This is a genomic window from Tenacibaculum sp. nBUS_03 (assembly GCF_051201695.1).
GTDB lineage: Bacteria > Bacteroidota > Bacteroidia > Flavobacteriales > Flavobacteriaceae > Polaribacter.
Genome location: NZ_CP179214.1, coordinates 1,393,591 through 1,407,283, shown reverse-complemented (window position 1 = coordinate 1,407,283; position 13,693 = coordinate 1,393,591). Strand labels below are relative to the sequence as shown.

The following is a 13,693-nucleotide window of genomic DNA, read 5'->3' as shown; positions in this document are numbered from 1 at the left end:
ATTAATAAAGAAAAAGTGAGCTTAAAAGCTCACTTAAAAAAAACAGTGTTATTTTTTTACTTCAGTGCTATATTTCTTGCTTAGCTCTAAAGATATTGCTGATCGCTCAAATTTTATTTTTCCAGCTCCAGTTTCAATGGATACCGTATTGTCTTTCTCATTAATTTCAGCAATCTTACCGTGAATTCCACTTGAGGTTACCACTTTAGTTCCTTTTTGGATAGAAACTTGGAATTTCTTTTCTTTCTTTTGACGTGCCATTTGTGGGCGTATCATGAAAAAATATAAAACACCAATAAGTAAAAGAGGGAAAGCTAGTTGTTTTATGTCGAAATTGCCAGCTTGCAAAAAAAATATTTGTGTTAACATAGTTGTTTTATTTTTCTTTAGGAACTACCATTCCCGATATTTTGATTATTTCTCTTCCATTTTCTGTGTTAGTGGATAACGTAACAGATTTTGATTGTTTATTTGGTTTTCCGTTAGTATTAAAGCTTACTTTAATATCTGCAGTCTTACCTGGAGCAATAGCTTCTTTTGGCCATATTGGAACGGTACAGCCACAAGTAGCTTTGGCATCTGTAATTACTAAATCAGATTTCCCAGTGTTTGTAATGACAAAAGTAGTTTCAACAATGTCTCCTTCAGCTACTTTACCAAAGTCATAAACTTCTTTATCAAATTTAGCAATTGGAGCTCCCTTGCTAATATCATTATCTCTTTTAAGGGCAGTAGCTATATTTTCTTTTTTAATTTTTGATTTTGCATTCCCTTCTCCACATGAAACTAAAAAGCATGTAGAAACTGCAACAGCCAAGGTTAATATTGTTTTTTTCATTTTTTAAAATTATTTAGTGTAAAAATACTAATTTATTATAACAAACCTCTACCTATTTTTACCATGGCATTAGAAGCTAGATAATCTTTAGCTAACTTGTCTAGAACACCATTAACAAAATAACCACTTTTGTTTGTAGAATAGTCTTTAGCTAACTCTATAAATTCATTAATCGTAACTCTACTAGGAATTGAAGGGAAATGTAAAAATTCAGTGATTGCCATTTTGATTAAAATCATGTCAATATCAGCTATTCTATCTGTTTCCCAATTAGGCGTTTTTTCTTTTATTTGATCTTCATATTTATGATGATTCAATATTGTTTTGTTAAAAAGATCAGCAACAAACTGCTTGTCATCATTATCTTTATAAAGACTTCCTAGAATAAATGGGTTTTTAACACTTTGTTTGTTTAGCGTTTTTAGTACCCAAGTATTAACAAAAGGCATGTCATCTACCCAAGAAATCATTTTGTCTTCAAAATAGTCAGCTATCTTTTCGTTTGGAGCTATTATTTCTCTAAAAAAACTAATAACAAAGCTACGATCAACATTATATGAATCTTCAATTGTATCCATGTATTTTGAATACAATTCACTAGCTACTAGTTCATCAAATATTATTTGCACATATTTGTCATCTAAATCCCAGTAATTTAAATTGTTCAATTCAATATAACTATCTAAACTAACGCTTTCTGAAAGCAAGTTTATGAGTCTGTTATTAATAAATTTTTTGTTAGGATTTAAATCTTCTTTTGTAGCTAAGATTTTCTTTTTTGAAAGTTCAATTCTTTTTCGAGCTAACTTTTGTACTTCAATAAGTAATTGAAGATTTAAAACATATAAATCAAACATTTTTTGAATACTATGTTTTAAAAATTTTTCTTCTCTAATTAAATCATCACTGTTTGATTGCTGCATAGCATAAACAGATTGCATCACTTTAACTCGAATATGTCTTCTATTTATCATTTTAAAGAACTTTAAAAAAAAGAGCGATAGATTAATTTCTAACGCTCTGCAAAAGTAAAACTTTTATTTTTTGTATCTAACTATTTTGCTCTTTTTTACGAGTATTAATTCTTGCTTGCGCAATATTTAAAGCAGCTCTATGAGTAGTTATGTTTTCTTTTTGTGCTAAATCAAAGATTTCTAATGTTGTATTGTAAATATTTTCGGTTCTTTTTAAACTTTCATCTTTACCATAGCCAGCTACTTCAGCATAAACATTAATAATACCACCAGCATTAATTAAAAAGTCAGGCGCATATGCAATTCCTTTTTCTTGTAATAATTTACCATGCTTAATTTCGTTAGCAAGCTGGTTATTGGCAGCACCTGCAATAACTTTAGCTTGTAATTGATTAATGGTATCATTATTTAAAGTAGCACCTAATGCACATGGTGCATAAATATCAATATCTAAGCCATAAATGTCATTTCCTAAAACTACATTAGCATTGTATTTTTTGCTCAATTCTTCTAGTCGTGATTCGCTAATATCATTTAAAATTACTTTTGCTCCCTCGTCAGTAATATGTTTAACCAACGTTTCTCCAACATGACCAACTCCCTGAACTAATACTTTTTTACCTTCTAAATTATCTGAACCAAATTTATATTTAGCAGCGGCTTTCATACCCATGTAAACACCATAAGCAGTAACTGGTGATGGATTTCCAGATCCACCTATAGATTCCGAAACACCTGTTACGTGAGGTGTAACTTCACGAATGATATCCATATCGCGAGTTTCCATTCCTACATCTTCAGCAGTGATGTACTTTCCACTTAGAGAGTTAACGAATTCACCAAACTTACGCATTAAGTGATCGTTCTTTTGGGTTTTAGCATCACCAATTATAACAGCCTTTCCACCACCAAGGTTTAATCCAGTTATGGCAGATTTAAAAGTCATACCACGAGATAAACGCAATACATCATTTAGAGCTTCCCATTCACTTTTGTATTGCCACATTCTAGTACCTCCAAGAGCAGGTCCTAAAGTTGTATTATGAATACCAATTATTGCTTTTAAACCTGTATCTTCGTCGTTGCAAAAAACGATTTGCTCGTGGTTGTCAAAAGATAATTGACCAAATACAGGGTCGTTTTTAAGGTCCTTATAATCAATGATTTCTGATGTCATTTAGTATTTTTTAGATTTGAGCTTATTTTACTAATCTCAAAAAATTAGAAGGCAAAAGTATGAAATCGTTAAAACATAATCAAAAAAACACCTCATAATTGTATTATCTTTAACAATTGGCAGGGTTTTTAGTTGAGTTTTTATTTTAAAATTTAAAGTAACATTGAAAGCATTACAGTACTTAAATAAATATTTTATAAAATATAAATGGAGGTTATTAGCTGGTATCGTTATTACGGTGTTGTCTAAACTTTTAGCGTTGAGAATTCCTGCAATAATCAGAGATTCATTAAATGTTGTAGAGAATTATATAAATGGAGATATTAAAGATTTATCAGTTGTAAAAAAAGAGTTGCTTTTTAATGTACTTTTCATAATTTTAGTAACATTAATTGCTGGTTTTTTTACATTTTTAATGAGGCAAACAATTATTGTAATGTCTAGGTTAATTGAGTTTGATTTGAAAAATGAGATATATAAACAATATCAACACCTATCAATTAATTTTTACAAGAAGAATAGAACTGGGGATTTAATGAACAGGATAAGTGAGGATGTTTCTAAAGTACGAATGTATTTTGGTCCTGCGATTATGTACTCAATAAATATGATTGTATTGTTTATAGTTGGTTTTACACAAATGATACAAATTGATGCTACATTAACAATGTATACTTTAATACCTTTTCCTATTTTATCGATTTCAATTTTCGTGTTAAGTAGACAAATCAATAAAAAAAGTGCCATTGTACAAAAGTATCTATCTAAATTAACTACTTTTAATCAAGAGTTTTTTTCAGGAATTAATGTAGTTAAGTCGTATGCAATAGAGAAAGCTGTGATAACTAGCTTTGATACTTTAGCGGATGTTAGTAAAGAAAAGAATATTGAATTGCATAAAATTCAAGCCTTATTTTTCCCTTTAATGATTTTGTTAATAGGGGTAAGTAATATTATAGTATTGTATGTTGGTGGACAACAATATATAAATGGAGAAGTTCAGATTGGAGTAATAGCTGAGTTTTTTTTATATGTAAACATACTAACGTGGCCAGTTGCAATTGTTGGATGGGTTACATCAATAGTTCAGCAAGCTGAAACTTCTCAGCAAAGAATAAATGAATTTTTAGAACAAGTTCCAGAAATAAAGAATACGACAAAATTCAACACTGAAGTAAACGGAAAGGTATCATTTAAAAATGTTACACTAACATATGAAGATACTAATATCACTGCATTAAAAGATATAAGCTTTACTGTTAATCAAGGGGAAACAATAGCGATTTTAGGAAAAACAGGTAGTGGGAAATCTACCATAGTAAATTTGATTTCTAGGTTGTATGATCCTTCTGTTGGTAAAGTATTGATAGATGATGTTAATGTGCAAGAGAGTAATTTGTATGACATAAGAAATCAAATAGGTTTTGTACCCCAAGATCCTTTCTTATTTTCTGATACAATAGAAAATAACATAAAGTTTGGAAAAGAAGATGCAAGCCAAGAGGAAATAATTACTGCTGCGCAAAATGCGGTAATTCATGATAATATAATAGGCTTTAAAAATGGATACAAAACTGTTTTAGGAGAACGTGGTGTTACATTATCGGGAGGTCAAAAGCAAAGAACTTCAATAGCTAGAGCTATTATAAAAAGTCCAAAGATTTTAATTTTTGATGATTGCTTGTCAGCCGTAGATACTGAAACAGAGGAAAAAATTCTAACAAATTTAGAAAGAGTTTCAAAAAATAAAACAACATTTATTATAAGCCATAGGGTTTCTTCAGCCAAAAATGCAGATAAAATCATTGTTTTAGATCAAGGGGAGATAGTACAACAAGGAGTTCATAATCAGTTAATAGAAGAGGAAGGATACTACAAAGAATTGTACAATCAACAACTTTTAGAAAAAGAAATGTAAGGTTTCGTATTGTTACCTAAAATATTTTGTTAGATTTGTTGAGCAAATTTAAACAAACAACTATTACCTAAGACAAGAATTATGAGCGAGAGAGTTGAACAAGAAGAAATATTTTCACAAGTTTTAAGAGCTGGAAGAAGAACCTATTTTTTTGATGTTAGGTCTACAAAAGCAGATGATTACTATCTAACTATTACTGAGAGTAAGAAGTTTACCCATGATGATGGTTCTTTTCATTACCAAAAACATAAGATTTATTTATACAAAGAAGATTTTTCTGACTTTAGAGAAATGTTAGATAAAGCTACTGACTATATAGTAAAAGAAAAAGGAGAAGAAGTTATCAGTGAGCGTCATCAAAAAGACTACAAAAAAGAAGAAACTGAAACTGTAGCTGAAACATCAACCGATAGTTTTACAGACGTTTCTTTCGAAGACATATAAGTACTGGAGTTACTTTAGTGTGGTATTTTCAGAAAATACTTTTCTGTTTAATGGTACGCTTTAAAATTTCAATTCAAATTCAATTTACACAATAAGACCACCAATAACATAAGTTATTTTGGTGGTTTTTTATAGCATTTTTCTCATAATCATAGCTTTAGCTACAGTTTCTTCCCATTCTTTTTCAGGAATACTATCTTTAGTAATTCCTCCTCCTACATAAATAACAGCCTTGTTGTTTGTAATTTCCATACAACGTAAATTAACAAAAAGCTGAGTTTTTTTATCAGTGCCATTAAGTTCCCCAAGAAAACCTGTATAAAACGTACGTTTATACAGTTCATTTTTTAGAATAAAGTTTTTTGATTCTTCTTTTGGAAGTCCACAAACGGCAGGAGTTGGATGTAAAGCAGCTATAAGTTGAGAGCTTTTAACTTTAATAACTCCCTCTATTTTAGTTTTTAAATGTAATAAACTTCCTGCTTTTATGGTTTCTGTTTTACCTGTTTTTAGACTATTACATATTGGTTCCAACTTTTCTACTATATAATCAGTAACAAATTGTTGTTCATTAATTTCTTTTTGAGTCCATTTAGCAATTGTGCTTTTTTGGTAAGTTTGAGTACCAGCAAGTGACATTGTTTCAAAAGAATTACCGTTTATTTTTACAAGTGTTTCAGGGGTAGCTCCAAGCCATAAACCAATTTTTGGATGGAACCATATATATACCATTGCATTGGAGTAGGTAGCTAGTAAGTTTCTGAAAACAGATAAATGATCAAAATCTGATAATTCAACAAGTTCTTTTCTTGATAAAACAACTTTTTTAAAGTTATTTTCATGAATAGCATTGATGCCTTTTTTTACTAAATCAATATGTTTCTTTTCAGAAGAATAGTCTATTGAAGCATTCTTTTCATGTAAGTTTATAGTAAAAGAAGGTAACTCTTCTTCAAGATAAGTAGCTTTATTTCTAGGTATAAAAATAGCACTATCCTTATCATTAAAAGGAGCGAATACAAATCCACTTTTAGAATACTCTTCAATAGTGTTTACAGTTGTGTCATGCTGAAAAAATGCATGAATTTTTTTACTATTGGGTTTTCTATAGGAAACAAATGGAAGCCCCTCTTCAAAAGAATTTTCAATTCGGTTAAATATACTCAATTTGATTGATTTAAAAGTTGTTGCTTGATACTAGGAAATTCACTCCACACTAAATCATGACCAGCATTTTGAATTGTAATTAATTCAAATTGTTCTTTCGGAAATTGATCTTGTAAAAATTCTGAATTGCTGTATGGAACAATCCAATCAGCATTGCCATGAATACAAGTAACATTGTTAGTCGTTGATTTCCAGTTTTGTTCAAAGTTTTGTAAATCTTTAATATGTGAAATTTTTTCTTTAGAAGCTTCTTTCCATATTTTAGGAACTAACCACCTGGTTAATTTCCACTTGTAAAAATTTAAAACCCAAGGTATAGGTTCTACCTTACTGTATACAGCGGGAGCTATTAGTATAATTTTATTAAGTTTCTTTTTTACAGCCAAGGCTATAGGACCTCCATACGAATAACCAACAAGTATTATTTTTTCTGAAGGAATGTTTTTAATCAAATCTTCAACTAAGCTTTTTTCAAAAGAAATGCTTTCTTGTACATGATGTTTTTCGTTATAGTTGTAACCAATTCGATCATAAGCTATCATATTAAATTTTTGCAGTAATTCATCGTCAGACATATATTTAATAAAATTACTGCAAGATCCAATAGTCCCATGAATAAAAACTAAGGTAGGTAAACTAGTGTCTTTAATAATTTTTAGAGTTCTATAATTAAAGTTTTTAAATTTTTGATATTCTATAGTTGGTTTTTGAGGAAATTTATCAAATTTTTCTAGTAAATCTCTATCAGAATAAGGAGAAGAAAAATAAACAAAAAGGGCATAGATTCCTATTATAAGAAAACAAAATGTGATACTTACTACTTTAAGAATTTTTTTAACTCTTTCCATTATTTTTGGCTAAAATAATATTAGTGATTTTACAAATTGAAATTAGGGTATCATCTTCATCAACAATTGTAACTTCCCATAAATGAGTAGTTTTTCCTCTATGAATAGGTTTTGCAGTAGCAAAAACAACTCCTTCCTTTTTACTTTTAATATGGTTAATACTAAGTTCTAGCCCTTTAGCAATGTGTGTTTCAGTATCAATAAATAGAAAGCCAGAAGCACAGCTACCTACAGTTTCAGCTAAAGCAGCAGTAGCACCCCCATGTAAAATACCATAGGGTTGATGAACTTTATGATTTACAGGCATTTTTGCAGTTAAAAAATCATCACCTACGTTTATGAACTCAATACTTAAAGTTTCCATTAAGGTATTTTTGTTAAAACTATTTAGTTTATCGAGAGTTTGTTGCTTATCCATAATAAATGCTAGAGTAAAATCAGTCAAAAATACGTATTTTTGTATCCAATAAAAAACAAGAGAATGTATAAAGTACGTGCAATATTAGATACACAAGAAGATGTAATAAGAACTTTGTTGATTGATGAAAAGAAGTCTTTGGAAGAATTACATTTTTCAGTAGCTAAAGCATTTGGTTTTGATGGTCAAGAAATGGCTTCTTTTTATCGTACAGATGAAGAGTGGAATCAAGGGGAGGAAATACCATTGTTTAATATGGCAGAGGCTGGAGAAGGTTTGTCAATGGCAATTTGTATGGTTCACGAAACGTTACGGAATACAAATGACAAGCTTATTTATGTGTATGACTTTTTACATATGTGGACTTTCTATATTGAATTAATAGACCAAACTGATGAAAATATTTCTGAAAGTAAAGTGATATTGTCTGTAGGCGAAGTTCCAACTGAGGCTCCAGATAAAGAATTTAAAGCAGAGGATGTTAATCAAAGTTTGAATGACGACTTTAAAGATGAGTTTGAAAGTTTAGATGATTTTGATTTTGACACTTATTAAGTTTTAGTGAATAACTAAGTATTAAAAATATAAAACAGTAATCCCTTTATTTACTAGTAAATAAAGGGATTACTGTTTTGTGTTTAAAATGTATATTATTAAAAATTAATTTAGTGTAGCAAATTATACTATTTATTTTATAGTGAATTCAAACAATAACTACCATTAATAGTATTTTATTTAAATGAAAATATTTAGATTTAGGTATAAAATGCTATCTTTATAGTATGGCACAGTTTATAAAGTTATACAACGAAAATCCAAATTCGAAAGAAATTAACAAGGTTGTAAAAGTTTTACAAAATGGAGGGATAATAATTTATCCAACCGATACCGTTTATGGGTTAGGTTGTGACATAACCAATACAAAAGCTTTAGAAAAAATTGCTAAAATTAAAGGTGTGAAATTAGAAAAAGCTAATTTTTCTTTTATATGTAATGATTTAAGTCATTTGTCTGATTATGTAAAGCAAATTAATACACCTACTTATAAAATATTGAAAAGAGCATTACCAGGGCCTTATACTTTTATCTTACCAGGAAGTAATTCGTTGCCTAAAGTATTTAAAAAACGAAAAACGGTAGGAATTCGAGTTCCTAATAATACGATAGCAAGAGCTATTGTTGAAGCTCTTGGGAATCCAATTGTTTCTACTTCGATTCATGATGAAGATGAAATTATAGAATATACAACTGATCCAGAGTTAATTTTTGAAAAATGGCAAAATATTGTTGATGTTGTTGTAGATGGAGGTTTTGGTGATAATTATGCTTCGACAGTGATAGATTTAACTGATGATTATCCTGAGGTAATAAGAGAAGGTAAAGGAAGTTTAGATATTTTGTAATAGCTTAACGCAAATCTTTAAATTGTTTTCTACCTAATCCAAAATGTTGCCAAACGATAGAAGTATGGAGCTTATAGTTTGATTTCTTTTGAAGTGCACGTCTTTTTCCCAGAAATTTAAAAAAGTTAGCATAAAAACTAAAATGAGCTTTTAAAATAGCCCAGGTATGTATTGGTCTTAACTCTAAAAGAAATTTAAGTCCTGCTATTCCATCTAAAACTAAACGAGAAAAAACAACAAATAAAAACCATTGTTTGGGTACATTTTTAACAACGTTTAGCAAACTATTCCTAAAGTTTAAAAATGTTTTTTGAGGATTGCTCTCTTGTAAAGTTGCTCCTCCAACATGATAAACCGTTGAAAGGCCAACATATTTTACTTGATAACCTTCATTTTGAGCACGCCAACACAAATCAATTTCTTCTTGATGTGCAAAATAATCTTCGTCAAAACCGTTTAAGTTATGGTATACTGAAGAACGAATAAATAGGCACGCTCCTGAAGCCCAGAATATTGAAGTGATATCGTTAAATTGTCCTGTATCGGTTTCCAAACAATTAAAAACACGTCCTCGACAATATGGATATCCAAATAAATCAATAAAACCACCACCTGCACCAGCGTATTCAAATTTAGTTTTGTCTTTAAAATCGAGTAGTTTAGGTTGGATGATAGCTGTATTTTGTTCATTTTTAAAAACTTCTAAAATAGGACTAAGCCAGTTTTTAGTAACCTCTATGTCGGAATTTAATAGACAATAAATATCAGCATCTATAAAATTTAAGGCATCGTTATAGCCTTTAGCATAGCCACCATTAGTTGCATTTTTAACAATTTTTACTGACGGAAAATGAGTTTGGATGTATTGAAGAGAATCATCAGTAGAAGCGTTATCAGCTACGTAAACTTCAGCTTCATTTTTGCTAAAATTTACGACAGATGGTAAAAACTGCTCTAAAAGCTTTTCACCATTCCAATTTAATATGACTATTGCAGTTTTCAAGTTCGCAAACTTACACTTTTAATGTGGTTTTAAAAGGTAATAATTTGTTAATTTGAATCTATTCTCACAACATCAAATATTGTTTTTGAAAAGAAGAATAAAAACTATACTGTATAGTTACAAAAAGATAAAAAGAAGCCTTTTTTTCCAGGGCTTTTCATTTACTCTTTTTCTATGAAACTGATTAAATTAAAATTAGGAGTTGGCTTAACTATATGGTTAAATAAATCATCTAAACCATATGGTCCAATGTATTCAAATTTATTATTAGTATATATGAACATGGCGATTGAGTTAGCAGTTTCTGACCAAAATTAAATTGAATGTTCATCGTTTTATGAGGAGGATGCCCATTTCTAGTATGTATTTCAAATTGATTTTTTGCTGACCACTTTGAGGTTGAATTTGTACTTTTTAATTTTGTTTCAATAATGAAATCATAATTTTTAGATAATAAATAAAATCAATCTCATTTAATTAAGATCTTTTTTCGTTGTGTTTATAATACCATATTTTTTCACAAAACTATCACCAATCTAACAGTCAGTTAAATTTCTAACTATTTTAAAATGTTAAGCATCCAGGATCATTTTCAACTATAGATACTAATTCAGTTCTTAAGTTAAAGGTCATTGAGAATACTATTATTTATATGAAGGAATATCTTTTAGAAAGATATAACGTTCATTTTTGGTATCCAACATGCAATAAAAATGCTCTAATCCATTGGTGACAATTAAAAACTTAGCATTTAATTTTAAGTTATAACGTGCAATTTGATCAAAAGTAGCTTGTGTTATTTTTACTTGAGGTGCTTTGCACTCTACAATAATATTAGGAGTTCCGTTAGGAGAAAAAACCACAATATCAGTACGTTTTTTTAAATTGTTAACAGTAAGTTGTTTTTCAATTGCAATTAATGTTGTCGGGTATTTTTTTACATTAATTAAAAAATGTACAAAATGTTGACGAACCCATTCCTCAGGAGTTAAGACTATGTATTTTTTTCGCAAACTATCAAAAATAAGCGTCTTATTTTCGTTACTTTTGAGCTTTAAAGGATATGTAGGTAAATTCAATTTTTGCATTAGTCAAAAATATAAAAACTTTCAGTATTTAATTTTCAATTGTTTACTTATTTTAAATGAACGACGTAACACATATAGTTAATGATATAAAGAACGGAACTATTAAACCTATTTATTTTTTAATGGGAGAAGAGCCGTATTATATTGATAAAATTTCTGAATACATTGAAAAAAATGTTTTGGATGAATCTGAAAAAGGGTTTAATCAAGTAGTAATGTATGGGAGAGATGTTTCTATAGATGAAATAGTATCCTCTGCTAAACGATACCCTATGATGGCAGATCGTCAGGTTATTATTGTAAAAGAAGCGCAAGATTTAAGCAGAACTATTGATAAAATTGAAAGTTACGCTAGTAATCCACAGCCAACTACTGTATTAGTTTTTAATTACAAATACAAGAAACTTGATAAGCGTAAAAAAGCATACAAAGCAATAGCTAAAAATGGACTGATATTCGAGAGTAAGAAGTTATATGAAAACCAAGTTTCCGATTGGATTCGTAAAGTTTTAGGTGGTAGAAAATATAATATTGAGCCTAAAGCATCGCAAATGTTAGTTGAGTTTTTAGGTACCGATTTAAGTAAAATAAGTAATGAGTTAGATAAATTAACTTCTGTTTTACCAGCTAATACAATTGTAACTCCATCACATGTAGAAGAGAATATTGGTATTTTCAAAAGACTTTAATAATTTTGAATTAAGAAAAGCAGTTGGTCAAAAAGATGTGGTTAAAGCAAATAGGATTATTAATTATTTCGCACAAAACCCTAAGAATAATCCTTTGGTAATGACTATTTCATTATTAAATAGTTTTTTTACCCAAATGCTTATGTATCATGGATTAAAAGATAAATCTAAAGGGTCGGTAGCTAAAACTTTGGGAGTAAACCCTTACTTTGTTGATGACTATGCAACAGCAGGAAGAAATTACCCTATGCGCAAAGTATCGCAAATAATAGGGTTATTAAGAGAGGCTGATGTAAAAAGTAAAGGAGTAGGAGCTAACGGAACACCACAATCAGATATTTTAAAAGAATTATTATTTAAAATTTTGCATTAAAAATAAATACTACTACTATTTTATTAAGAGAGTTTGAAGATTTAGATTTTTCTGAAAATAGATTAAAAATATTTATTTCTGGAAATGAAAAGCTATTAAAAAAACTTTATTATTAAATCAAACTAGATTTCGGATACGTTTTATTTTATTATTGGTGGATTCGTTTGCTTCTATTTTATAAAATATGAAGTAGCAGAAGTAAGAACTATTTTTTTTAAACCCATATAAAAAATATATTCATGTTTTATCTGATTTGGTTTTGTTGGTAAAGCTTATCAAAGTTTTAAGAACATTTTCATTGATTTTTGTTTGCTTTTGAGTAGAGTAAGCATCAAAATTTAAGCGAATTCAAATAATTTTAACATAATTTTGTTTATCTTCTAGTCCCTTTTTTTAGATGTTAAGACTCGATAAACATTCATAAAACATTGATTAATAGTTTTTTTTAAAAATTTTAAAATGTTAAAATTTTTACAAGAAACGGCCGTGTGTTTAATCTTTATGTATATTTGTTAAACAAAAATTAAAGCTAACACCTATTATGAAATCAATTCTTTATAAATTAAGTTTTCTTGTTTTTTTTATTCTAGTATCTTTTAAACCAACAGCAAAAGAGTTTACTGGTAAAGCAATATATTTTTCAAAATCTAAAATGGAACTGGGGAGCTGGGGAGCAAGAATGAGCGAAGCTCAGAAAAAGCAAATTCAAGCACGATTAAAGAATAGATTAGAAAAAACATATGTATTGAATTTTAATAAAAAAGAATCTTATTTTAAAGAAGAAGACAAATTAGACGCGATTTCTGGAGCTACTGATTCTTGGGGGAAAAACTTTGCACAAGGAGAACAGTATAAAAATGTCAAAGAAAATACTTTAGTTCAAAGCCAAGAGTTTTATGGAAAAAAGTTTTTAGTGAAAGATAAACTACAAGTTATTAAGTGGAAAATAGGAAAGGAGTCGAAAAAAATAGGAAAGTATTTATGTTTTAAGGCTACAGCTTCTATACCAACATCAGAATTAACATGGTATAATTTTTCTTGGAGTGATTTAAGACAAAGTAAAGATAAAGAGGAAACAGTAAAAATGACAGATGTAGAAGCTTGGTATACACCTCAAATTCCTGTTAGTCACGGACCTGCTGAATATTGGGGTTTGCCAGGACTTATACTTGAGGTAGGAGCTGGGAATACTATCATGTTATGTTCTAAAGTAGTTCTAAACCCCAAAGAAGAAATAGTTATTGAAGCTCCTGAGAAAGGGAAAGAGATAACAAAGGTTGAATACCAACAAACTATTAAAGGGAAAATGATTGAAATGAGAAATAACAGAGGAAGAAGAAGAAGGTAGTTTTT

General features: G+C 29.2%; 15 protein-coding genes and 1 pseudogene. 6 read left to right on the top strand and 10 right to left on the bottom strand.

What is annotated here, in order from left to right:
• Positions 1–48: 48 nt before the first annotated feature.
• The 4 genes from yajC to ACMFBB_RS06520 form a co-directional block, all read right to left on the bottom strand.
• Positions 49–369: a preprotein translocase subunit YajC gene (gene yajC, locus ACMFBB_RS06535; RefSeq protein WP_435263639.1), complete on the bottom strand. Its 321-nt coding sequence runs from the start codon at positions 367–369 to the stop codon at positions 49–51.
• A gap of 7 nt (positions 370–376) precedes the next feature.
• On the bottom strand, positions 377–838 hold the full coding sequence (locus ACMFBB_RS06530) for a DUF1573 domain-containing protein (RefSeq protein ID WP_435263638.1): 462 nt from the start codon (positions 836–838) through the stop codon (positions 377–379).
• Between the two features lie 35 nt (positions 839–873).
• The gene (gene nusB, locus ACMFBB_RS06525; protein ID WP_435263637.1) at positions 874–1,812 is read right to left on the bottom strand and encodes a transcription antitermination factor NusB; all 939 of its coding nucleotides are present in this window, start codon (positions 1,810–1,812) and stop codon (positions 874–876) included.
• 76 nt (positions 1,813–1,888) lie between these two features.
• The gene (locus ACMFBB_RS06520) at positions 1,889–2,989 is read right to left on the bottom strand and encodes a Glu/Leu/Phe/Val family dehydrogenase (RefSeq protein WP_435263636.1); all 1,101 of its coding nucleotides are present in this window, start codon (positions 2,987–2,989) and stop codon (positions 1,889–1,891) included.
• Between the two features lie 163 nt (positions 2,990–3,152).
• Between ACMFBB_RS06520 and ACMFBB_RS06515 the strand changes: the two genes are divergently transcribed.
• Together ACMFBB_RS06515 and ACMFBB_RS06510 are read left to right on the top strand one after the other, a co-directional pair.
• Positions 3,153–4,907 (top strand): ABC transporter ATP-binding protein, encoded by a 1,755-nt coding sequence (locus ACMFBB_RS06515; protein ID WP_435263635.1) that lies wholly within the window; start codon positions 3,153–3,155, stop codon positions 4,905–4,907.
• 81 nt (positions 4,908–4,988) lie between these two features.
• On the top strand, positions 4,989–5,351 hold the full coding sequence (locus tag ACMFBB_RS06510) for a PUR family DNA/RNA-binding protein (RefSeq protein ID WP_435263634.1): 363 nt from the start codon (positions 4,989–4,991) through the stop codon (positions 5,349–5,351).
• Positions 5,352–5,480: 129 nt separating this feature from the next.
• Here ACMFBB_RS06510 and ACMFBB_RS06505 read toward each other — a convergent pair whose 3' ends face one another.
• The 3 genes from ACMFBB_RS06505 to ACMFBB_RS06495 are packed head-to-tail and all read right to left on the bottom strand — an operon-like array spanning position 5,481 to position 7,784.
• Positions 5,481–6,518: a chorismate-binding protein gene (locus ACMFBB_RS06505; RefSeq protein WP_435263633.1), complete on the bottom strand. Its 1,038-nt coding sequence runs from the start codon at positions 6,516–6,518 to the stop codon at positions 5,481–5,483.
• A complete protein-coding gene (locus tag ACMFBB_RS06500) occupies positions 6,515–7,366 on the bottom strand; it encodes an alpha/beta fold hydrolase (RefSeq protein ID WP_435263632.1) in 852 nt (283 codons plus the stop codon). The genes ACMFBB_RS06505 and ACMFBB_RS06500 overlap by 4 nt, the downstream gene beginning before the upstream one ends.
• Positions 7,353–7,784, bottom strand: coding sequence for a PaaI family thioesterase (locus ACMFBB_RS06495; RefSeq protein ID WP_435264276.1), 432 nt, complete (start codon positions 7,782–7,784; stop codon positions 7,353–7,355). The genes ACMFBB_RS06500 and ACMFBB_RS06495 overlap by 14 nt, the downstream gene beginning before the upstream one ends.
• A gap of 63 nt (positions 7,785–7,847) precedes the next feature.
• Here ACMFBB_RS06495 and ACMFBB_RS06490 point away from each other — a divergent pair, with 63 nt between their 5' ends.
• Both ACMFBB_RS06490 and ACMFBB_RS06485 read left to right on the top strand, forming a co-directional pair.
• A complete protein-coding gene (locus tag ACMFBB_RS06490) occupies positions 7,848–8,339 on the top strand; it encodes an IS1096 element passenger TnpR family protein (RefSeq protein WP_435263631.1) in 492 nt (163 codons plus the stop codon).
• Between the two features lie 227 nt (positions 8,340–8,566).
• Positions 8,567–9,187, top strand: coding sequence for an L-threonylcarbamoyladenylate synthase (locus ACMFBB_RS06485; protein ID WP_435263630.1), 621 nt, complete (start codon positions 8,567–8,569; stop codon positions 9,185–9,187).
• A 4-nt stretch (positions 9,188–9,191) separates the two neighbouring features.
• Here the strand turns inward: ACMFBB_RS06485 and ACMFBB_RS06480 are convergent, their stop codons facing one another.
• The 3 genes from ACMFBB_RS06480 to ACMFBB_RS06470 all read right to left on the bottom strand — a co-directional run bounded on the left by ACMFBB_RS06480 (position 9,192) and on the right by ACMFBB_RS06470 (position 11,278).
• A complete protein-coding gene (locus ACMFBB_RS06480; protein WP_435263629.1) occupies positions 9,192–10,190 on the bottom strand; it encodes a glycosyltransferase family 2 protein in 999 nt (332 codons plus the stop codon).
• Between the two features lie 161 nt (positions 10,191–10,351).
• A complete protein-coding gene (locus ACMFBB_RS06475; RefSeq protein WP_435263628.1) occupies positions 10,352–10,474 on the bottom strand; it encodes a hypothetical protein in 123 nt (40 codons plus the stop codon).
• A gap of 360 nt (positions 10,475–10,834) precedes the next feature.
• Positions 10,835–11,278 carry a type I restriction enzyme HsdR N-terminal domain-containing protein gene (locus ACMFBB_RS06470; protein WP_435263627.1) on the bottom strand — a complete coding sequence of 148 codons (444 nt, stop codon included), beginning with the start codon at positions 11,276–11,278 and terminating at the stop codon, positions 10,835–10,837.
• A 56-nt stretch (positions 11,279–11,334) separates the two neighbouring features.
• Between ACMFBB_RS06470 and holA the strand changes: the two are divergent.
• Both holA and ACMFBB_RS06460 read left to right on the top strand, forming a co-directional pair.
• Positions 11,335–12,340 (top strand): annotated as a pseudogene (gene holA, locus ACMFBB_RS06465) (DNA polymerase III subunit delta).
• 541 nt (positions 12,341–12,881) lie between these two features.
• Positions 12,882–13,688, top strand: a complete 807-nt coding sequence (locus tag ACMFBB_RS06460; RefSeq protein WP_435263626.1) for a GLPGLI family protein — start codon at positions 12,882–12,884, stop codon at positions 13,686–13,688.
• The last annotated feature ends 5 nt before the right edge of the window (positions 13,689–13,693 follow it).